Below are 20437 nucleotides of genomic sequence, written 5' to 3'. Positions count from 1 at the left end.
TCCCCGGTGCTCCGGCCGTGGTGCCCGGGAGATCCTCCCGGGCACCACCGACATCACACGGCAGGCTGAGCCGTCCCCCTGTGGACCGGGCAGCCGGATGGCCTCGACGGGGGTGAGGCCATCCGGGCTGCCTCGGTCGTTTCCCCCATCTGCTCCAGGATTTCGACCGAGAGCAGGTCCTCCTTGCCCTTGAACGCGTCCGCGACCACCGGATCGGCGGGGAAGACCAGCTCCGCCGAGACATTGTCCTGAACGATCCGGGCGAGGTTGTCGAGCGCGACGAAGACGGGGTCGAGGGGAACCTCGACGGTCGGCAGGTCGATGAGATGGGTGGCGACCTTCGCCGGATTCATGCAACGCCTGATGATGATCGAGGCCTGGTTCAGCTCCGACGTCGTCCAGATCGAGAGCACCACCGTGTACAGGTTCTCCCACGCCTCCTCACCGATCGCGGCCCGCCACCTGCGCATGAGACCTTGCACACCGGAGATCTGCGCCGCGGCCGCGTACCGCATGTTCACGCGGATGCCGGGGTACGTCCTGGCGGAGAACTCCTCGAACGACGCCATGTCGAAAGTGCGGCTTCTCACGGAGTCCCGGATGAACGAGAGAGCTTCGTCGAGGATCCGCGCGCAGGAGCCTTCCAGCTCCGGCGGCAGATCGGCCTGCCCGAGCCGGCGGCGTGCAGTGGCGAGCGTGGCGGCGTACGCCTGCAGCCGGCTGATCCAGCCGTCCGTCCCAGGCCCTTCGAACGCGACCATGCCCAGGTCGTGGGGGTCGATGCGGCCGGCGTTGGGGAGGTGGGGGACCTTGTTGCTCAGATACGCGGCAATGGCGGAGAAGATGCCCTGAGGCACATGGCTGACCGACTTCGCCAGCTCGAACAGCTCGGGCACGGGACGGACCGCCTCCCGCGGGCTCCCGTCACGGATGAGAGTGAACATGCCGCCCGTGGCGTCGTTCTGGACGACGATCACAGGGCTGAGGCGGCTGATCAGATCGGACTTCAGGGCGGCGTAGTTCGCCCGCATGCCGGCGTTGGCCGCTCGGATCGCGTCACGGGCCTGCTGCTCGGCGTCCGCCACGGCGGCGTCCGCACGTGTGGTCGCGGAGACAGGCTGGGCGCCGCCCAGGAGCGTCGCGGCACCGGCCGCCGACACGCCGTCGATGAACCCTCTGCGTGTGACCATTTCCTGCCCCTCCACCCTGCGCGCAGACCGGTGCACGCCGCCGGTGCGGACTGCGTCGCGCAGGATTCCGCGTCCACCGGTCAGTTTCCCGGAGAGACGCACCCTGGGCGGCGGACGCCACGCTCGTCCGCGTCAGGAACCCGGGAGGTGACGCGCACCCGTCCGGCCGGTGCTCAGCCCGCCAGCTCGCCGAGCAGTTCCCACGTGCGCCGCCGGTCGGCTTCTCCGGCCAGGTCCGTCCCCGAGAACACCACCTCGGTCGCCCCCGCGTCCCGGTACCGCCGTACCTCGGCCGCCACGGCCTTCTCGTCGCCGATCACGGCCACGTCACCGGCCCGGGCGGCGCCCGAGAGCTCCACGACCCGTGCGTACGACGGGAACTGCTCGTAGAACGCGAGCTGCTCCGTGGCCGTCCGGCGCGCCGATTCGGTGTCACTCGTGACCACGCCGTGCACCAGGGCCACGATCCGGGGCGCGGGGCGGCCCGCGGCCTCGGCGGCGGCCGTCACGGCCGGGACGATGTGCTCGGCCAGGGCCCGGGGTCCCGCGAGGTAGGGCAGGATGCCGTCCGCCAGCTCGCCGCTGGCCCGCAGCGCCTGCGGGCCCATCGCGGCCACGAGCAGCGGAACGCCGCCCTCCGCCCCCGGCACGCGAGCGGGGAGGGGGGTGGTCGCGGTGAGCAGCTCGCCGTGGAAGTCGGCGTTGCCGGTCTCGGTGAGCTGCCGCAGCGCCGTGAGGAACTCTCGAAGGCGGGCGATGGGGCGCTCGTAGGGGATGCCGAAGGCCGTCTCGGTCAGCGGCTTCGTGCCGAGGGCCAGCCCGAGGTGGTAGCGGCCGTGCGTGGCCGCCTGCGCGGTCTGGGCCTGGCTCGAGACGAGCAGCGGGTGCCGTCCGAAGACGGGGATGGCGGACGTGCCCACCTCCAGGCCGGGCACCTCGCGGCCGACGATCGCCGCGAGCTGAGGAGAATCGGCGCCGAAGGTCTGCCCGAACCAGGCGGACCGCAGCCCCGCGGCGGCGGCCTCCCGGGCGAGCTGCACGGTGGCGTCGATCTGGTTGTCGGATCCGGTCGCGCTGAGCGCTACTCCCACAGTCATGTGAGGGAGAACCACGGGCAGTTGGCGGCACATTCCGGATTCTTCATGGCGACTTCGTGTCTGCCGTGTGAACCCGTTCGAGCTCCGGAGCCGTACGCCGGATGCATAGCCCCGCGCGCCTCTCACGGCCGCCGGAGGACACCGTTGACGTGATCAAAAGAGCATCGGGTTAGCATATGAGCGCCGCCTAGCTCGAAAGATAAACCTGTGACTGTCAATGACGACTCGTTCACCAATTGGATGCACCGCGAGGAGATCGCGGAGTCGATGATCCCGATCATCGGGAAGCTGCACCGCGAGAGGGACGTCACCGTCCTTCTGCACAGCCGCTCCCTGGTGAACAAGTCGGTCGTGAGCATCCTCAAGACCCACCGGTTCGCCCGGCAGATCGACGGCGAGGAGCTCTCGGTCACCGAGACCCTGCCCTTCCTCCAGGCCCTCACCACGCTGGATCTCGGCCCCTCCCAGATCGACATCGGCATGCTCGCCGCGACGTACAAGGCCGATGACCGGGGCCTTTCCGAGGCGGAGTTCACCGCCGGCGCCGTCGCCGGAGCCACGGGAGCCAACAAGATCGAGCGCCGTGAGTCGCGCGATGTCGTGCTGTACGGCTTCGGCCGCATCGGCCGTCTGCTGGCCCGGCTGCTCATCGAGAAGGCCGGCTCGGGCAACGGCCTGCGGCTGCGCGCCATCGTCGTCCGCAAGGGCGGGGGCCAGGACATCGTCAAGCGCGCCTCGCTGCTGCGCCGGGACTCCATCCACGGGCAGTTCCAGGGCACGATCACCGTCGACGAGGCGAACAGCAGGATCATCGCCAACGGCAACGAGATCCAGGTGATCTACTCCGACGACCCGACGTCGGTTGACTACACGGCGTACGGCATCAACGACGCCATCCTGATCGACAACACCGGCAAGTGGCGCGACCGCGAGGGCCTCTCCCGCCACCTCCGCCCGGGCATCGACAAGGTCGTCCTGACCGCCCCCGGCAAGGGCGACGTCCTCAATGTCGTGCACGGCGTCAACCACGACATGATCAAGCCGGACGAGCAGATCATCTCCTGCGCCTCCTGCACCACCAACGCGATCGTCCCGCCGCTGAAGGCGATGGCGGACGAGTACGGCGTCCTGCGCGGCCACGTGGAGACCATCCACTCGTTCACCAACGACCAGAACCTGCTGGACAACTACCACAGCTCCGACCGCCGCGGCCGCTCCGCGCCGCTCAACATGGTCATCACCGAGACCGGTGCCGCCTCCGCCGTCGCCAAGGCGCTCCCCGATCTCGAAGCGACGATCACGGGCAGCTCCATCCGGGTGCCGGTTCCGGACGTCTCGATCGCCATCCTCAGCCTGAAGCTCGGCCGCGAGACCACGCGCGAGGAGGTCCTGGACCACCTGCGCGACGTATCGCTGACCTCGCCGCTCAAGCGCCAGATCGACTTCACGACCGCCCCCGACGCGGTGTCGAGCGACTTCATCGGCTCACGCCACGCCTCCATCGTCGACGCCGGACCCACCCAGGTCGACGGCGACAACGCGATCCTCTACCTCTGGTACGACAACGAGTTCGGCTACTCCTGCCAGGTCATCCGGGTCGTGCAGCACGTCTCCGGGGTGGAGTACCCGACGTACCCCGTACCGGTTCACTGATCCGGCGGTCCCGGACGTGACCAGGGCCGGTCCTGCCCGTCGAGGGATGGGACCGGCCCTGCCGCTAACGCGCCGGCACCGGGGCCGGGGCGAAGCCCGTGGCCCGGGTGGTGAACGTGCCCCGGCCCTGCGTCCGGCTGCGCAGCCGTGTCGCGTAGCCGAACAGCTCGGCCAGCGGCACGGTCGCGGTGATCACCGACGCGCCGGTGCGTGCGGTGGAGCCGGACACGCGGCCGCGCCGCGCGGCGAGATCGCCGAGCACCCCGCCGACGGCCTCGTCGGGCACCGTCGCCGTGAGCTCGACCACCGGCTCCAGCAGCACCATCGCGCTCGCGCGCAACGCCTCACGCAGCGCGAAGCGCCCGGCCGTGCGGAACGCCATCTCCGAGGAGTCCTTCGGATGGGTGGCGCCATCGGTCAGCGTCACCCGCACCCCGGTCACCGGATGCCCGCCGATGGGGCCCTCCAGCAGCGCGTCACGGCAGCCGGCCTCGACCGCCCGGACGTACTCCTGCGGAACCCGGCCGCCGACGACGGCCGAGCGGAAGACGAACTCCGCCGCCTCGTCACCGGTGGCCTCCCACGGTTCGACGTCGATGACCACATGGGCGAACTGCCCGGCCCCGCCGTCCTGTTTGACGTGCCGGTACACCAGACCGGACACCCCGCGGGCGACCGTCTCCCGGTAGGCGACCTGCGGCCGCCCGACCCGGACCTCCAGCCCGTGGGCGCGGCGGATCTTCTCCGCGGCCACCTCCAGATGCAGTTCGCCCATGCCCGAGAGCACGGTCTGACCCGTCTCCGGGTCCGTCCGCACGGCGAGCGACGGATCTTCCTCGACCAGCCGTACGAGCGCCGCCATCAGCCGCTCCGTGTCGGTGCTCCGGCGGGCCTCGACCGCCACCGACACGACCGGATCGGCCACCGTCGGCGGTTCGAGGACCAGCGGGGCGTCCGGCGCGCTCAGCGTGGCGCCGGCCCGGGCGGCCTTGGGACCGATGACCGCGACGATGTCACCGGCCACCGCCGCGTCGACGTCGACGTGCCGGTCCGCCTGGACCCGCAGGATCCGGCCGATGCGTTCGCTGCGCCGGGCGCCGACGTCCAGCACCGTCTCTCCCTTCCGGACCGTTCCCGAGTACACCCGCAGATAGGTCAGCCGGCCCGTCGGCGTCGCGTTCACCTTGAACGCGAGCGCGGCGAACGGCGCCGCCGGATCTGCGGCCCGCTCCTGGACCCCGTCGCCGAGCGCGCCCCGTACGGGCGGCACGTCCAGCGGGGAGGGCAGATACGCCACGACGGCCTCCAGCAGCGGCTCGACACCCCGGTTGCGGTACGCCGAACCGCACAGCACCACGACGCCCTCACCGGTACGGGTCAGGTCGCGGAGCGCCCCGGCGAGCGTCCGCCCGGAGAGCTCCGACCGTGAGCAGAACTCCTCCAACGCGGCCGGGTGGAGCTCGGCGACCGTCTCCTCCAGCCGCCGCCGGCGCCGCCGCGCCTCGTCCCGCAGCTCACCGGGTACGTCCCCTTCCTCGTACGTGTCGTGACCGTCGGCCCAGACGAGCGCCCGCATGCGGAGCAGATCCACCACTCCGGCGAACCGCTCCTCCCGGCCGATCGGCAGCTGGACCACGAGCGGGACCGTGTGCAGCCGCTCCCGGATCGAGGCGACCGCCGTGTCGAGATCGGCGCCGGCCCGGTCGAGCTTGTTGACGAACGCGATGCGGGGCACGCCGTGCCGGTCGGCCTGGCGCCACACCGACTCGCTCTGCGGTTCCACCCCGGCCACCGCGTCGAACACGGCGATGGCACCGTCGAGCACCCGCAGCGAACGCTCGACCTCGTCGGCGAAGTCGACGTGCCCCGGGGTGTCGATCAGGTTGATCCGGTGGCCCGCCCAGGTGCAGCTGACGGCGGCGGCGAAGATGGTGATGCCGCGGTCGCGTTCCTGGGAGTCGAAGTCGGTGATGGTCGTCCCGTCGTGAACCTCGCCGCGCTTGTGGGTGGTGCCCGTGGCATAGAGGATCCGCTCGGTGACGGTGGTCTTGCCCGCGTCGACGTGGGCGAGGATGCCCAGATTACGAACGTCGCTGAGGGAGCTGGTGAGTTGACGGTGCAGTTCGGTACGCACGGTCCGTGGCCTTTCGGATGATCCGGAAGAAGACGGCGCGATGCCCGGACGAGCGGCTGTTCATGTAGCCGCGGCACCTGCTCCTGCCGTCCACCGAGTGGCGCGCAGGGGCGCGCCTGGATGGACGGTCCGTCAGAAAGCGGAGGAAGATCAGGTGTTCGTCGCGGGTGTCCGGGGCCGGCCGCGCAGCCGGCGCCGGGCGGAGGTGGACACCAGGATCACCTCGTACCGCGACAGGGGCACGACGACAGCGGTGCGGTAGCGCACGGCAGGTCTCCCCTCATGGTCACGGTGCGCGCCACCCGTGGAGCACCGGGGCGCGATGTCGTGGTGAGTCTAGGGAACGGGGGACGGGCGGGGGAACCGCTTTTTCCGCACGTGGCGCTGCTGTTGCGGTCCGGTGACGGATGCGAACCGCTGCCGGCGCAACCATGCGGCGCGCCCAGCCGTCACCCCTTCGACCGCCGAGTTTCGAGAGGGGGGAGCGCCATGGGTGCTGTCCGGATGATTTTGCCGGCTGTGCGACAGGCCGTCGGGCGGGACGGGCGCCGGGCGGGCGGGATGCTGTTCGCGGCAGTGCTGCTCAGGTGCTCGTCGCCGCGCTGGGTGTTCGTACGGCCCCAGCCGCTCGAGCGTCGGATCGCCTGGGGCGCAGAGGCCATCGCCGTGTGCCGGGCGGCGGTGGCCTGCGAGCGGCCAGGCGCCGCCGAACTGCTGGCCCGTGCGCTCGTGCTCCAGGCCGGCCTGCTGCTCGATTCCCGACGGTACGAGGAGGCGCTGGCCGCGGCCGAGGAGTCGCTGAAGGTCCCGGACGCTCATATCTCCTCGGCGCAAGAAGCCTACGGTCTCCTGATGTGCACCCTCGCGCTGGGCCATCTGGACCGGACCGACGAGGCACTCGTGACTACCCGGGACACCGTGGACGCGTACCGGTATGCGAAACCCCGGCGCGCCGACCGGTCCATGGGGAGCATGGCCTGGGCGCTGCGCGCGGACGCATGGGTCCTCGGCCGGTCCGGACGCACGGCCGAGTCCGTCGAGGTCTACCTCCACTGCGTCGACCTCCTTCGGAAACTGTCCCTGTGGCAGCAGGCGTTCCGGTCGCACGTGCTGTACTGCAGGGTGCTCGCCGAACTCACCGGCGGGCTGCGGGCGCTCGGCCGGTTCGAGGAGGCCGTCGAGGCGGGCAGCGACGCCAGGGAACGCGTCGGGGCACTCGTGCCGTGGCTCTACCCGGAAGCACAGGCGATGCGCGCCGGGTTGCTCGTCGATCTGGCATGGTGCCACTACGCCACCGATGACCTTCCCCGGGCACGGAGCACCGCCGAGGAGGCCGTGGCCCGCTGCCGGATGGTGCGCGGCAGCGACCCGGCGGTCGGTGATCCCCTGCTCGCTCTTGCCCTGGATGGTCTGGCCCACTTCCTCGGCCGGCTCGGCAGTCATGTCGAGGAGCGGGCCGCATGCGAGGAACTGGTCGGTCTGTACGAGGTGTTGGCCGCCAACGCCCCTGACGCCCACGAGCCCGGACTCGCCGATGCTCTCGATCGCCTCGCCCTGTGTCAGACGCGCGACGGTGAGAACGCCGCTTCCGTGGCCGCCACCGAGCGCTGCGTGGAGCGCTACCGCCGCGCCGCCGGACGCGAACCTCTGTTGCACGAACCGGAGCTGGCCCGGACGCTGGCCAACCTCTGCGTCCGGCAGAGCGGGATACGCGCATTCGACGGCGCGGTGGCCTCCGGGGCCGAAGCGCTGGAGCTCACCCGTCGCCTCGCCGAGGCCGACGGGGAGACGTATAGGACGCTGGTCGCCGACCGGTTGCGGATCCTCGGCCGGGCCCGCTATCGGGTGGAGGACGACGAAGGGGCCGCAGCCGGCTTCGAGGAGGCCGAGTCGCTGCTGCGGGAACTGATGGAGGAGGTCCCGGGGACGTACGAGAAGGGGCTCGCCGCCGCACAGTCGGAGCTCGCCCTGGCCCTGGGTGCCGCCGTCGACTCCCACCTCGACGCGGGCCGCACGGACGATGCCGTGACGGCCCTGCGCCGTATCAGGGCACTCACCGGGCGCTCGGCGCTGACCGATGTCCACGCGGCGTGCGTCAACGCCTTCGCCCGGGCGCGCGACCGGGACGCCGAAGGCACCGGGCGGATCTGGTCGCGGGAGACGGGGGAGCCGTGGCCCTCGTTCGTCTACCGGCTCGGCTGAGTGAGAGCCCGGACCGCGTGCGCGGCGCGGCGCGCACCGCGCCGGGTCCGGGGGGTCAGCGTCCCGCACCGGCGTAGCGCGCTCCTGCCGCAGCCCCGCCACTCGGCGGGGGAGACCCCCGGACCGTGACCGGTGCGGGTGATCAGCGCGTTCACCGGCGTCAGCGGGTCCAGGGCCAGGGTGGTGCGGGCCAGCAGGACCCCGATCACCAGCGGGGCGAAGGTGACGGCCAGCGTGGTGCCGGTGCTGGTCATCTGCTGCAGGCGGGGGCGTGGTGCGTCGGAAGCCATGACCCCATTCCAGCAGCGGGGGACCGGTAGGGGACCGGGTGGCGTACTCAGTCCGGGCGGCCCGGGTACTCACCCGGGCCGTGCGGGCTATGCGTTGGTGCCCGGGCCGGAGCCCGTGCCCGAGGCGGCCTTGATGCCCTTGGTGATGTCGTCCAGCACGGACAGGCCGGGCGCCTTGGCGTTGATGTCGAAGCCGGAACGTACGACGATCAGCATGTCCTCGGCGTGCGGCGAGGGGAACGCCAGCGATTCCACGTATCCGTCGTCGCCGTTCTTCGTGACCACCTTCCAGCGCACCCGGTAGCCCTGCTGGCCGGCCACCGTGACCGCCTCGGACTTCAGTTGCTCGTGCGAAGTGATGCCGCCGTAGATCTTCTCGCCGTACGACTCCTCGGCATTGGTCGCGATGTCCTTCTCGGCCGTGGCCTTCGCGGTCGTGGTGGTCAGCTTCAGCGCCGCGGCCGGTGCGGAGAACACTCCGCCGCGTACGCACTTCTCCCCGCTGTCCCCGGGGCAGGCGTACGTACCCGTGGTCACACCGGCGCCCATGCCCGACTCGCCCGTCCAGCCGTCGGGGACGGGGATGCTGATGCCGCTGGCCAGGTCCGTCGCGTAGCCGTCCTCCGTCTGAGGCTGCTGCTCGGGGGTCTCGCCGCCGCTGCCGCCCGGTGCGCCGGGCCGGCGGCTGGGATCCGGGGACGGCGAGGCGGACTGCGCCGTCGCGGTGTTCCCGGTCGCGCCGGAGTCGTCCGTCAGCACATACACACCGCCGCCGATGGCGGCGAGGACCACCACCGCCGCGGTGATGCCGGCGCCGATGCGTATCCGGCGGCTGCGGAGCGCGGCCGGTGGCATGCGGAGCTGATCGGTCCACTGAGTGCCGTCCCACCAGCGTTCCTGGAGGGGGCCAAATCCTGTGTACCCGGGGTCTGGATGCCAGCCGGGCGGGCTCGTCTGCGTCACGGCAGCCACCGTAGCCGGGTTGCGTGAGAATCATATGAACCGGATGAACGGGCGGAGGCCGATATCGCGCGCCGGGTGCCTTTTTGCGCCCGTCCGCACCGGGCGAGGGCGGAGGAACGGGTTCGTGCGTGTTCCGAGGTCTTCGCCTAGGGTCCACGCATGAGACCGAGCAACGAGGAGGAACGGTCCGTGCGGGCCGCTGTCGAGGGCGAACTGAGGCTGCTCGATCCGGGCGTGCGCGCCTCGCCCGACGCGGTGACCGAACTCCTCGACCCGGAGTTCACCGAGTTCGGCGCCTCCGGGAGGCGCTACGACAGGACGTCGATCCTGGCCGTCACATCCGCCGTGGACGAGAGCGCCCGCGAGCCGACGGTCGCCACCGGGATGTCCGGTGTGCTGCTGGCCCCCGGCCTCGTCCATCTGACGTACGTCTCCGAGAGCGACGGCCGTCGCGTCACGCGCAGTTCGCTCTGGCGGCGGCGGGATGCGCAATGGCAGCTGTACTTCCACCAGGGGACGCCCGCCGGCCCGTCGTGATCTGCCGCATCCGGACCCGCGCGCCAGGTGAGTGGTCCGACCACATGCTATGTGTGACATAGTGGGAGATTCGGAAAAGAGCGGTCGGCAACGGAACGGCTCCGGCCGGGCAGGGGGTGGCGGATGCCCGCGGAATGGCAGCCCGTACGGCAGTCGCGGACACATGAGCTGGTGCTCCAGACCATCGAGCAGCGGGTGTTCGCCGGTGATCTCAAGGCCGGCGACCGGCTGCCGCCCGAGCGTGAGCTCGCCCCGGTCCTCGGCGTCAGCCGGTCGGCCCTGCGTGAGGCGCTGCGGGTGCTGGAGACGATCGGGGTCCTGGTGGCCCAGCCGGGCCGGGGGCCGGACGCCGGGGCGCGCATCGTCCGCAACCCCGACGACGCGCTCGGGCGGCTGCTCCGGCTGCATTTCGCCCTCGGCAGCTACAGCCTGGAGGACATGCTGGAGGCGCGCATCGTCCTGGAGCGGTCCAGCTTCGAGGCCGCCGCGCGGCACGCCTCCGAGGAGGACCTGGACGAGGCCGAGGCCTTCGTCGTGCGAATGGGGGAGCCGGATGTCGACGTGGCCGAGTTCAACGACCTGGACACCTGCTTCCATGTCCGGATCGCCCGCAGTTCCGGCAATGAGCTGACCTCCACGTTGACCTCCGCCGTCCGTGAGTCGGTCCGCCCGCTGATCCTGCGCGCCCTGGAGGCGGCCGAGGACTGGCCGGCCACCGCCGCCGCGCTCAACGCGGACCACACCGAGCTGCTCCGCCTCGTGCGGGCGGGCGACGGTCCGCGGGCCGCCGATGTGGTCGAGGCGCACATCCGGGGGCTGCACGGGACGCTGGTCGACGACAAGATCATCATCTGAGCTGCTCGCATCCTGTCCTGAGCCGTCGTGGCATACCTGTCCGTGGGTGTCGCGACGGCTTTTGCGTGGGTGGCGTCGGCGTCGGTGCCACCCTTTCGCCGGGGCCGTCCTCGTTCCCGTATCGGCGTGAGCGTAGTATGGTCGGACCATAGAGCGCGCGAACATTACACGCGGAACATCACGCCGAGAATTGATCGGGGAGACCTCATGCGCATCGGGCTCTTCGCCACCTGCCTGGGAGACACGCTCTTCCCGGAGGCGGTGAAATCCACCGCGGTGCTGCTGGCCCGCCTGGGCCATGACGTGGTGTTCCCGCCGGGGCAGACCTGCTGCGGACAGATGCACGTCAACACCGGCTACCAGCGTGAACCCGTCCCGCTGGTGCGCAACTTCGCCGAGCAGTTCGGTGATGCCTCCATCGACGCCGTCGTCATGCCGTCGGGCTCCTGCGCCGGCTCGGTCCGCCACCAGCACGAGATCGTCGCCGAGCGCTACGGCGACGCGGCCCTGCGCGCGGGCGTCGCCACGGTGAAGGCGAAGACGTACGAGCTGTCGGAGTTCCTCGTCGACGTACTGGACGCCACCGACGTCGGCGCGTACTTCCCGCACCGCGTCACGTACCACCCCACCTGCCACTCCCTGCGCATGCTCCGGGTCGGTGACAAACCGCTGAGGCTGCTGCGGGCCGTCGACTCGATCGACCTGGTCGAACTGCCCGAGGCGGACGCCTGCTGCGGATTCGGCGGCACCTTCGCCCTGAAGAACGCCGACACGTCGACCGCGATGCTCCAGGACAAGATGCGCAACATCACCACCACCGACGCCGCCGTCTGCACCGCCGGCGACTCGTCCTGCCTGATGCACATCGGCGGCGGGCTCTCCAGGATCAAGTCCGGCACCCGCACCCTGCACCTGGCCCAGATCCTCTCCGCCACCCGCACCTCGCCGCACGTCCTGACGGAGGCCGCCCGATGAGCAGCACCTTTCTCGGCATGCCCGCGGCCCCGCCCCGCTCTCCGTACGGGACGGGCAATCTGCGCGGCGACCGGAAGTTCCCCGAGGCCGCCCACGACGACCTGGGCAACGCCCAACTGCGCCGCAACCTCGGCAAAGCCACCCACAGGATCCGCGCCAAACGCCTGAACGTCACCGGCGAGCTGCCCGACTGGGAGGGGCTGCGCGACGCGGGATCGGCCATCAAGACCGACACCATGAACCGGCTCCCCGAGCTCCTGGAGGAGCTGGAGCGCAAGGTCACCGAACGCGGCGGCACCGTTCACTGGGCCCGCGACGGCGGCGAGGCCAACGAGATCGTCGCGCGGCTGATCAAGGAGACCGGCAGCAAAGAGGTCATCAAGGTCAAGTCGATGGCCACCCAGGAGATCGGCCTCAACGAGCACCTCGAATCCCTGGGCATCACCCCGCACGAGACGGACCTCGCCGAGCTCATCGTGCAGCTCGCGCACGACAAGCCCTCGCACATCCTGGTGCCCGCCATCCACCGCAACCGCGACGAGATCCGGGAGATCTTCCTCAAGGAGATCCCGGGCGTGGACCCGTCCCTGGACAACGTCCCCGCGCATCTGGCGGCTGCGGCCCGCGCCTATCTGCGCGAGAAGTTCATGACGACGAAGGTCGCCGTCTCCGGCGCCAACTTCGGCATCGCCGAGACCGGCACGCTGTCCGTCGTCGAGTCGGAGGGCAACGGCCGCATGTGCCTGACCCTGCCCGACACCCTGATCACCGTCATGGGCATCGAGAAGGTGCTGCCCCGCTACCAGGACCTGGAGGTCTTCCTCCAGTTGCTGCCGCGCTCCTCCACCGGCGAGCGGATGAACCCGTACACCTCGATGTGGACCGGGGTCACGCCCGGCGACGGACCGCAGACCTTCCATCTGGTGCTCCTCGACAACGGACGCACCGCGGCCCTCGCGGACAGGATCGGCCGTGAGGCGCTCAACTGCATCCGCTGCTCTGCCTGTCTCAACGTCTGCCCGGTGTACGAACGCGCAGGCGGCCACGCCTACGGATCGACGTACCCCGGACCGATCGGCGCCGTACTCACCCCGCAACTCGCGGGCATGCACGCCGCGAAGGACGATCCCAACAGCTCGCTGCCCTTCGCCTCCAGCCTGTGCGGTGCCTGCTTCGACGCCTGCCCGGTCAAGATCGACATTCCCTCGCTGCTCGTGGAGCTCCGCCACCAGCACACCGAGCAGTCCGGCACCACGGCCGAGAAGCTGGCCATGAAGGCGGCGGCCGGAGTGATGAAGAGACCGAAGCTGTTCACGGCCGCGCAGAAGGCGGCAGGACTCGGCCGCGTCGTCGCCGGACGGGACGGGAGGATCTCGCGGCTGCCCCCGCCGTTCAACGGCTGGAGCGACAGCCGCGACACGCCCGCCCCACCCAAGGAGACCTTCCGCTCCTGGCTGGCCTCGGCCGATGGCGCGGCGACCATGCGCGCAGCCGCCGACGAGTACACGGACAACCAGCAGCAGGAGGAGGAGAAGTGACGACCGCTCGCGAAGCCGTGCTCGGCCGTGTCCGGGACGCCCTGGCCCTGGCACCCACCGCCGCCACGCCGATCCCGCGCGCCTACCGCACCGGGCGCACGCTCCCCGACGAGGAGCGCCTCGCGCTGTTCACCGACCGGCTCGTCGACTACAAGGCCCAGGTCCACCCCTGCACCGCCGACCGCACCGCCGAGGTTGTCGCCGAGGTCCTGCGGGAGCGCGGAGCTCGCCGGATCGGAGTGCCCGCCGGCCTCGACCCGCAGTGGCTCACCGCCTACGACGGCGAGGTCCAGCAGGACTCGGCGGATATCCCCGCACCGCGGCTGGACTCGCTGGACGGAGTCGTCACGGCCGCGGCCGCCGGTTGCGCCGAGACCGGCACGATCATCCTGGACGGTTCGCCCGACCAGGGCCGGCGGGCGCTGTCCCTGGTGCCGGACCTCCACGTCTGCGTCGTCGATCTGTCGGCCGTGGAGGTGGGCGTACCCGAGGCGGTGGCCCGGCTGGTGCCGGAGCGGCCGACGACGCTGATCAGCGGCCCTTCCGCCACGTCCGATATCGAGCTCGAACGGGTCGAGGGCGTGCACGGCCCGCGCACCCTCGCCGTCGTGATCCGCACGGACGCCTGACAGAGCGGGGGGCGCGCCGGTGCGCGCCCCCGCCCCCGCGCACGGCGTCACCCGTGCGCGACTGCCACGGTCGCGCCGCCGAGGACGATCCGGGTCGTCGCCGAGTCCTCGGCCCAGCACACCTCGACGGCGTCCCCGTCGACGTTCACCCCGCTCACCACCGCGTCGAGCGCGTCCGCTCCCGGCTCCGCGCTCAGCGAGGCGAGCGCCACCAGGAGCACGGTGCCCTCCGCGTCAGCGGACAGCCGGGGCAGCAGCGCCCAGCGCGTGTACGCCGTCCCCTGCGGGGCCCGTACCTCGTCCCGGGACTCCCAGCCGTGCAGACCGTGCAGCGCGGACGTCACCGAGGACTCGGGGCCCGTCGCCCAGCCCGTCTGCTCCACCCGGGCACCGTGCGGCGCGCCCAGCACCCGGTGCACGCGGAGTTCGTACCGGCCACGGACCACGGTCACGCTCTCCACCCGCAGACCCGGCACCATCGGCGCCCCGCCCGTGAACACCGGCCGGTGCCAGGACGCCGCCCAGCCCCAGCCCCAGCCCTCGCCGCCGCCCGCGCCCAGTGGGCGGATGGCCCGGCGGCCGCTGCGGGTGCCGGCGACGACGACGGCCAGGTGGTTGTCTGCCGTGTTCGCCCGCGCGGTCGGACCGGTCACCGTCGAGTACGCCTGACGGCTGTACAGCGGGTCGTCCTCCACCGCCGACTCGCCCTCGTGCGGCCGGACATGGTCGCTGCCGTGATTGTGCAGCCGTACGATCCCGTCCGCGCGCGTCGACTGGACGAGGAGCCCCGGCGCGGGCAGCGCGAGCACCCGGTCCGGTCCCTCGCTCGGCGCCGGCTCCTCGGTGGCCGTCCACAGCGGGTGGTCCGCCGGGGCCAGCAGGGAGACGAAGGCCTTGGACGCCCAGTACGGGGAGGCCGGGGCCGAGTAGGGCTGGAGCGTCGCCTCGTGCGGGCCGTGCCAGCCCAGGCTCAGCAGGCCGTCCGTGCCGGTCGCGCCCCGGTCCAGGAAGTAGCGCAGCGACCCGCTGATCACCCGGCGCGACGCCCCCGGAGTGAGCGGGGTGTCTCCGGTCAGCGCGCCGAGCCCGACCGCCGCACCGGCCGCGAACCGGTAGGTCAGCGACCGTCCGAAGTGGGTCGGGGCCCCGTCCCCGCCGAACAGCAGCCCGAAGCCTTCCAGGTGCTCGCGCAGCCGGGCCCCGTAGTGCGCGGCCAGTTCGGCGTCGCCGGAGAGATGGGCGTCGAGCACGGGATAGAGGTGCAGCGCCCAGCCGTTGTAGTGGTCGAAGGCGCGGCTGTCGCCGTCCGCGTACCAGCCCTGGCCGCGGTACCAGCTCTCCATCAGGTCCTGCGCCCGCTCGCGGGCCCGGGCCGTCTCCGCGTCCCCGCGGCCCACCGAATCCAGGAACCCGGCCACCGAGTAGGGGAAGAGGTACCAGTTGTTCGGCGCGGGGGTGTGGCGCAGGGCGCCGCGCAGCCATTCCTCAGCACGGTCCTGCACGGCAGGGTCCAGCCGGTCCCAGAGCCACGGCCGGGTCACCCGCAGCCCGATGGCGACCGAGGCCGACTCCACCATGGGCTGGCCGAAGACGGTGTGGTCGAGGATCTGCGGCCATGACTCCGCGTCGTCCCGGCCGGGCGTACGGGTACCGGCCGCGAGCCCGTCCGCGTACCGGTCGAGCCAGCCGTGCGGGTCCTTGCCGTCCGCGCCCGCCACCCGGAAGGCGGCGGCGAGGAACGTGCGCGCGTAGCCCTCCAGACCGTCGGAGCGGACCCCGGAGGCGGACGGCCGCCCAGGCAGGTCGAGGAGCGCGCCGCCGGGGGTGGCCCACCGCCAGGCGGCCTTCAGCAGCCCGTCGGCGGTGGCCTCCCAGTGCGCACGGGTGTAGCCGGTGAACGGGCTCGCGGTCCGGTCGTCGGCGGGGAGTTCCAACGGTGAGTTCGGGTGCGGATCGGTCATGCGAGAAAAGCCAGCCTTTCGCGTTGTACGGGATGGGCGAAGCCGTCGCCCGCGGCCCAGCGTCCGGCCTCGCCCACCGCCAGGTCGACGAGCCGCTGCCATTCGTTGCCCTGGGAGCCCGCGAGGTGCGGGGTGATCAGCGCGTTCTCGCACTCCCACAGGGGGTGGCCGGCCGGCAGGGTGTCGGGGTCGGTGACGTCGAGGACCGCCCGGATGCGGTCCAGGGCGAGGACGTCGACGAGCGCGTCCTGGTCGACGACGGCGCCCCGTGAGGTGTTGAGCAGCACCGCGTCCGGGCGCATGGACATGAGCAGTTCACGGCTGACGAGTCCGCGGGTAGCGGGCAGCAGCGGCGTGTGGACGCTCACCACATCGCTCCGCTCGAAGAGTTCGCCGAGCCCGACGGGCCGGACGCCGAGCGCGGCGGCCTCCGCCTCGGAGACGTACGGATCATGCAGCAGCACCCGCAGGTCGTACGGGCGCAGCAGCTCGATGACCCGGCGGCCGATGAGCGAGGCGGAGAGGATACCTACGGTCCGACCATAGTTGCCTACGACCGATGAGGTGGTCAGCCAGTCGTCGCGGCGGCGCTCGGACCGGTAGGCGCGGGCCCGCTCCAGGACCCGCTTGCCGGACAGCAGGATCATCGCGACGGTGTACTCCGCGACAGGGAGCGCGTTGGCGGCCGCGGCCGATGACACCTCGATGCCGCGCTCCCAGCAGGCGTCGGTGATGTGCCCGCGGACGCTGCCCGCGGTGTGCACCACGGCCCGCAGGCGGGGAGCGGAGGCCAGGGCCACCGCGTCGAGCGGCGGACAGCCCCAACCGGTGACCAGGAGTTCCGTGTCCGCGAGCACGGCACGGGCCCGGTCGGTGGTGAAGTCGTCGAGTACGGGCAACGGCGCGAGGTCGCACACCTGCGAGAGCGCGGCCAGCGACCGGGCGTCGAGCAGCGCGGACGCGGTGCCCGGCTGCATGGCGACGGCGGCGCGCGGCCGTCGTCGTCCGGTGGGCGCGAGGGGGATGGTGCCGGTCATTCTTCTCCTGATTTCGGAGGGGGTACGCGGTACGGCTACTTGACGGCGCCCGCGGTGAGCCCCGACTTCCAGAAGCGCTGGAGCAGCGCGAAGGCGAGGATCAGCGGCAGGACCGCGAGCAGCGAACCCATGATCACCACGGGGTAGTACTCGGGTGAGACGGTGGCGGCGCTGTTCCACGTGTACAGGCCGAGGCTGACGGGATAGAGGTCCTGGTCCGAGAGCATCACCATCGGCAGGAAGAAGTTGTTCCAGATGGCGGTGAGCTGGAAGAGGAACACGGTCACCAGACCGGGGCCCAGCATCCGCAGAGCGACCCGGAAGTACGTGGTCAGCTCGCTCGCCCCGTCGACGCGGGCCGCTTCGAGCACCTCGTCCGGTACGTAACCCTGGCTGAAGATCCGCCCGAGGTAGACGCCGAACGGATTGAAGAGCACGGGTATGAAGACAGCCCAGAACGTGTTCACCAGTCCGGTGCCCGACGCCATCAGATACAGCGGCAGGGCCAGCACGGTCTGCGGCACCATCACCGCGGCGAGCACGAGACCGAACAGCTTCTCCTTGTGCGCGAAGCGGTACTTGTCGAAGGCGTACCCGCAGGCGATGCTGATCAGCGCTCCGAGCGCGGCGCCGAGGACCGCGTACAGCAGGCTGTTGCCGTACCACCGCGTGTACAGACCGCCGTCCATCGCGAACAGGTCCTTCAGGTTCTGCCCGAAGGAGAAGTGGTCGAGCGAGAGCACGTCGCTGCCGAACAGCGCGTCGCGGTCCTTGGACGCGGCGAGCACCAGCCACAGCACCGGCAGCAGCGTGTACAGCACGGAGATGCCGACGACCAGATTGACGACGGACCGGCCAAGGAGGCGGGGCCGCAGGACGGCGGCGGTGCGGGTGGGAGCGGTCGCGCTCATCGGGCGTCCTCCCCGGCTGCGGCGGAGCGGTTGGTCCAGCGGGTCACGCCGTAGGAGAGCGCGATCGTGCAGACCAGCAGGACGACCGAGGCGGCCGCGGCCAGACCGTAGTTGTTACGGGTGAAGGCGGCGTCGTAGATGTACATGCTGGGCGAGAAGCGCGAGCTGATCATGGGCGTCGACTGGCTCAGCAGCATCGGTTCGGTGAACAGCTGGAGCGCGAAGATCAGGGTGAACAGGGCGACCATCACGACCGATGAGCGCACGAGCGGCGTCTTGATCCGGAGGGCGATACGGACGGGGCCGGCGCCGTCGACGACGGACGCCTCGATGACCTCGCGGGGCACGGCCTGCAGGGCGGCGTAGAAGACCACCATGTTGTAGCCGAGGTTGCTCCACAGGGCGATGTTCACGATCGACGGCACGACCGTGTGCACGCCGAGGAAGTCGATCGTGAGATCGGCCTTGCCGAGCAGGTCGATGACCGGGCTCAGCCCGGGCGTGTAGAGGTACAGCCAGATGATGGCGGCGATGATCCCCGGCACGGCGTGCGGCAGGAAGAGTCCGAGCTGCGCCCAGGAGCGCAGCCGCACCACGCCGGAGTCCAGCAGCAGGGCCAGTGCGAGCGCGGCTGCCACGATCAGCGGGATGTAGATCACGCAGTACAGGACGACGGTGCCGAGACCGCTCAGGAACGTCGGGTCGGTCAGTACGGCGGCGTAGCTGCGCATCCCGACGAAGACGGTGCGCTCCGGGCCGAAGCCGAGCCCCGGCTGGTCGTCGCTGAAGAAGCTGAGCCAGACGGCGGTCCCGACGGGGATCAGGAAGACCGTCACCATCAGGACGAAGAAGGGCGTCATCAGGGCGCCGGCCGCGCCGAGTTCACGGCGGCGGGCCGACTTCCGCCCCGTGCGCGGGGACGTGGTGGGTGCCGGCGCCGCCGCGGAGACGCTCACGGGGGCGGACGCCGGCGTGGTGACCGGGATGGTCATCGGTGTCACCTGCCTCTCTGCTGCAGGGAAAGGGGGACGGACTGCGGCTCAGCTGCTGTGCTCGGTGGTGGACAGGCCCAGCGCCTTGAGATCCGGCATCGTGCCCCGCTGGGCCGCGCGCACGGAGTCGAGCACCGACCCCTGGCCGCCGCCCACCCGGGCGAAGCCGTCCTGCATGACCTTCAGCGTGGCGGTCATCCGGGGCCCCCAGGTCCAGCCGTCCCGGATCTTGTGGGCTTCCCGCTCGAACAGGGTGTAGATGTCCTGGCCGCTGTAGTAGGCGCGGTCGAAGGCCTCACGGCCGACGGCGACGAGACCGGGGGCCGCCGGGTACTGGCTGCTGGTCCCGCTGGAGAGCCGGGCGCGCAGCGCGTCGGGGTGCGAGACCTGCCACTCGATGAACTCCAGCGCGGCCTCCGGATGCCTGCTGCTCCTGGTGACTGCGAAGGTCGACCCGCCGTGCGTGCCGAGCGCGGCGTCCCCCGCCTTCCACTGGGGGAGCGGAGCGACGGCCCATGTGCCCTTCTGGCCGGGCCGGGCGTTCATCTGCGCCCCGGCGTCCCAGGCACCGCTGAGCCGGACCAGCACCTGGCCGTTGCTGACCTGGGCGTCGTACTGCCTGCTGTCCACGGGCGTCATGAAGACCAGGTCCTCGTCGATCAGCCGCTGCCAGTACGCGGCCACGCGGCGGGTCGGCTCGTCGGTGAGCGAGACGTTCCAGGCGCCGTCGCGGGTGTCGAACCACTGGCCACCGGCCTGCCAGGAGAATCCGGCGAACTGCGGCGCGCCGTCCGTGGCGAAGGCCGCCAGCCGCCGGCCGGGCGCCTTGCCGCGTACGGTACGGGCCGTCGCCTCGAACTCGTCCCAGGTGCGTGGCACTTCGATGCCGTACGTGTCGAAGAGGTCGGTGCGGTAGTGCATCACCATCGGTTCGACGTCGAGCGGGATGCTGAAGACGCGCTTCTCGAAGGTGGTCAGCCCCAGGGCCTGCGGCAGGAGCTTCGACCGCAGGCCGTCGCTCACCATGTCCGTGAGGTCCGACGCGACTCCGTCGATGGCGAAGCCGGGGACCTGGGGGTACTCGATCGTCGCGACGTCGGGAGCGTTGTCGGCCCGGGAGGCGTTGCTGAGCTTCGCGTATCCGCCCTGGCCCCCGGTGGGTATCTGCTGGAAGTCGACCTGGATCGTGTCGTGCGTCCGGTTGAACGCGTCCACCACCTCCTGGCTGCCGCGCAGGGCGGACCAGAAGGTGATGTGCGTGGTGTTGCGGCCGGACTTCCTGCCGGTGGTCGTTCTGCTCGTGCTGCTCGCCCCTGACGCTCCACCGCTGCATGCGCTCAGCGCGCCCGCCAGCGGTAGTGCGGACATCGTGGCGAGTACGGACCGACGGCTCTGTCGACCGGACATGGGCGCCTCCCGCGGCTCCTGAATGAGGACACGGGGAATCCTGATCGGCTGATCGATAGCGGTCAA

General features: G+C 71.2%; 17 protein-coding genes. 7 read left to right on the top strand and 10 right to left on the bottom strand.

The features are described 5' to 3' along the window. Positions 1-53 precede the first annotated feature (53 nt). Positions 54-1190 (bottom strand): hypothetical protein, encoded by a 1137-nt coding sequence (locus tag ABTX18_RS02410; protein ID WP_352120853.1) that lies wholly within the window; start codon positions 1188-1190, stop codon positions 54-56. A 173-nt stretch (positions 1191-1363) separates the two neighbouring features. Then, positions 1364-2287 carry an LLM class F420-dependent oxidoreductase gene (locus tag ABTX18_RS02405; RefSeq protein ID WP_352120852.1) on the bottom strand — a complete coding sequence of 308 codons (924 nt, stop codon included), beginning with the start codon at positions 2285-2287 and terminating at the stop codon, positions 1364-1366. Between the two features lie 207 nt (positions 2288-2494). Between ABTX18_RS02405 and ABTX18_RS02400 the strand changes: the two genes are divergently transcribed. After that, entirely contained in the window at positions 2495-3940 is a 1446-nt protein-coding gene (locus tag ABTX18_RS02400) for a glyceraldehyde-3-phosphate dehydrogenase (protein ID WP_352120851.1), read from the top strand. A 64-nt stretch (positions 3941-4004) separates the two neighbouring features. Here the strand turns inward: ABTX18_RS02400 and fusA are convergent, their stop codons facing one another. Beyond that, complete coding sequence (gene fusA / locus ABTX18_RS02395; RefSeq protein WP_352120850.1) at positions 4005-6074, bottom strand: elongation factor G; 2070 nt, start codon at positions 6072-6074, stop codon at positions 4005-4007. Between the two features lie 519 nt (positions 6075-6593). Here fusA and ABTX18_RS02390 point away from each other — a divergent pair. Beyond that, positions 6594-8276 (top strand): hypothetical protein, encoded by a 1683-nt coding sequence (locus tag ABTX18_RS02390; protein ID WP_352120849.1) that lies wholly within the window; start codon positions 6594-6596, stop codon positions 8274-8276. Here ABTX18_RS02390 and ABTX18_RS02385 read toward each other — a convergent pair. After that, positions 8261-8566 carry a hypothetical protein gene (locus ABTX18_RS02385; RefSeq protein ID WP_352120848.1) on the bottom strand — a complete coding sequence of 102 codons (306 nt, stop codon included), beginning with the start codon at positions 8564-8566 and terminating at the stop codon, positions 8261-8263. The two genes, ABTX18_RS02390 and ABTX18_RS02385, sit on opposite strands and share 16 nt — an antisense overlap. Positions 8567-8653: 87 nt before the next feature. After that, positions 8654-9529 (bottom strand): DUF2510 domain-containing protein, encoded by an 876-nt coding sequence (locus ABTX18_RS02380; RefSeq protein WP_352120847.1) that lies wholly within the window; start codon positions 9527-9529, stop codon positions 8654-8656. Positions 9530-9688: 159 nt separating this feature from the next. Between ABTX18_RS02380 and ABTX18_RS02375 the strand changes: the two genes are divergently transcribed. The 5 genes from ABTX18_RS02375 to ABTX18_RS02355 all read left to right on the top strand — a co-directional run bounded on the left by ABTX18_RS02375 (position 9689) and on the right by ABTX18_RS02355 (position 14063). Continuing rightward, positions 9689-10066 carry a nuclear transport factor 2 family protein gene (locus tag ABTX18_RS02375; RefSeq protein ID WP_352120846.1) on the top strand — a complete coding sequence of 126 codons (378 nt, stop codon included), beginning with the start codon at positions 9689-9691 and terminating at the stop codon, positions 10064-10066. A 123-nt stretch (positions 10067-10189) separates the two neighbouring features. Beyond that, on the top strand, positions 10190-10921 hold the full coding sequence (locus ABTX18_RS02370) for a FadR/GntR family transcriptional regulator (RefSeq protein ID WP_352120845.1): 732 nt from the start codon (positions 10190-10192) through the stop codon (positions 10919-10921). 207 nt (positions 10922-11128) lie between these two features. After that, positions 11129-11896 (top strand): (Fe-S)-binding protein, encoded by a 768-nt coding sequence (locus ABTX18_RS02365; protein ID WP_352120844.1) that lies wholly within the window; start codon positions 11129-11131, stop codon positions 11894-11896. Next, the gene (locus ABTX18_RS02360) at positions 11893-13434 is read left to right on the top strand and encodes a LutB/LldF family L-lactate oxidation iron-sulfur protein (RefSeq protein WP_352120843.1); all 1542 of its coding nucleotides are present in this window, start codon (positions 11893-11895) and stop codon (positions 13432-13434) included. The genes ABTX18_RS02365 and ABTX18_RS02360 overlap by 4 nt, the downstream gene beginning before the upstream one ends. Beyond that, positions 13431-14063 carry a LutC/YkgG family protein gene (locus ABTX18_RS02355; RefSeq protein ID WP_352120842.1) on the top strand — a complete coding sequence of 211 codons (633 nt, stop codon included), beginning with the start codon at positions 13431-13433 and terminating at the stop codon, positions 14061-14063. The genes ABTX18_RS02360 and ABTX18_RS02355 overlap by 4 nt, the downstream gene beginning before the upstream one ends. 47 nt (positions 14064-14110) lie before the next feature. Here ABTX18_RS02355 and ABTX18_RS02350 read toward each other — a convergent pair whose 3' ends face one another. The 5 genes from ABTX18_RS02350 to ABTX18_RS02330 are packed head-to-tail and all read right to left on the bottom strand — an operon-like array spanning position 14111 to position 20371. Then, positions 14111-16024 carry a DUF2264 domain-containing protein gene (locus tag ABTX18_RS02350; RefSeq protein ID WP_352120841.1) on the bottom strand — a complete coding sequence of 638 codons (1914 nt, stop codon included), beginning with the start codon at positions 16022-16024 and terminating at the stop codon, positions 14111-14113. Further along, complete coding sequence (locus ABTX18_RS02345) at positions 16021-17061, bottom strand: hydroxyacid dehydrogenase (protein ID WP_352120840.1); 1041 nt, start codon at positions 17059-17061, stop codon at positions 16021-16023. The genes ABTX18_RS02350 and ABTX18_RS02345 overlap by 4 nt, the downstream gene beginning before the upstream one ends. A 35-nt stretch (positions 17062-17096) precedes the next feature. After that, complete coding sequence (locus ABTX18_RS02340) at positions 17097-17972, bottom strand: carbohydrate ABC transporter permease (RefSeq protein WP_352120839.1); 876 nt, start codon at positions 17970-17972, stop codon at positions 17097-17099. Then, positions 17969-18964, bottom strand: coding sequence for a carbohydrate ABC transporter permease (locus ABTX18_RS02335; RefSeq protein WP_352120838.1), 996 nt, complete (start codon positions 18962-18964; stop codon positions 17969-17971). Before ABTX18_RS02335 ends, ABTX18_RS02340 begins: the two co-directional genes overlap by 4 nt. A 48-nt stretch (positions 18965-19012) precedes the next feature. Further along, positions 19013-20371 carry an ABC transporter substrate-binding protein gene (locus tag ABTX18_RS02330; RefSeq protein WP_352120837.1) on the bottom strand — a complete coding sequence of 453 codons (1359 nt, stop codon included), beginning with the start codon at positions 20369-20371 and terminating at the stop codon, positions 19013-19015. Positions 20372-20437: the final 66 nt, after the last annotated feature.

This window comes from Streptomyces sp. NPDC096323, from assembly GCF_040302845.1.
In the GTDB taxonomy this organism is placed as follows: Bacteria; Actinomycetota; Actinomycetes; order Streptomycetales; family Streptomycetaceae; genus Streptomyces.
Note: the sequence above shows the minus strand (reverse complement) of the source record. Positions and strands in the feature narration are given on the sequence as shown.

What these genes read in the sequence shown, in the direction of transcription:
- ABTX18_RS02375 (WP_352120846.1), top strand. Translation starts at nt 9,689, where the DNA reads ATGAGACCGAGCAACGAGGAGGAACGGTCCGTGCGGGCCGCTGTCGAG.
- ABTX18_RS02405 (WP_352120852.1), bottom strand. Translation starts at nt 2,287, where the DNA reads ATGACTGTGGGAGTAGCGCTCAGCGCGACCGGATCCGACAACCAGATC.
- ABTX18_RS02345 (WP_352120840.1), bottom strand. Translation starts at nt 17,061, where the DNA reads ATGACCGGCACCATCCCCCTCGCGCCCACCGGACGACGACGGCCGCGC.
- ABTX18_RS02385 (WP_352120848.1), bottom strand. Translation starts at nt 8,566, where the DNA reads ATGGCTTCCGACGCACCACGCCCCCGCCTGCAGCAGATGACCAGCACC.
- ABTX18_RS02410 (WP_352120853.1), bottom strand. Translation starts at nt 1,190, where the DNA reads ATGGTCACACGCAGAGGGTTCATCGACGGCGTGTCGGCGGCCGGTGCC.
- ABTX18_RS02330 (WP_352120837.1), bottom strand. Translation starts at nt 20,371, where the DNA reads ATGTCCGGTCGACAGAGCCGTCGGTCCGTACTCGCCACGATGTCCGCA.
- ABTX18_RS02335 (WP_352120838.1), bottom strand. Translation starts at nt 18,964, where the DNA reads ATGACCATCCCGGTCACCACGCCGGCGTCCGCCCCCGTGAGCGTCTCC.
- ABTX18_RS02340 (WP_352120839.1), bottom strand. Translation starts at nt 17,972, where the DNA reads ATGAGCGCGACCGCTCCCACCCGCACCGCCGCCGTCCTGCGGCCCCGC.
- ABTX18_RS02360 (WP_352120843.1), top strand. Translation starts at nt 11,893, where the DNA reads ATGAGCAGCACCTTTCTCGGCATGCCCGCGGCCCCGCCCCGCTCTCCG.
- ABTX18_RS02365 (WP_352120844.1), top strand. Translation starts at nt 11,129, where the DNA reads ATGCGCATCGGGCTCTTCGCCACCTGCCTGGGAGACACGCTCTTCCCG.
- ABTX18_RS02350 (WP_352120841.1), bottom strand. Translation starts at nt 16,024, where the DNA reads ATGACCGATCCGCACCCGAACTCACCGTTGGAACTCCCCGCCGACGAC.
- ABTX18_RS02370 (WP_352120845.1), top strand. Translation starts at nt 10,190, where the DNA reads ATGCCCGCGGAATGGCAGCCCGTACGGCAGTCGCGGACACATGAGCTG.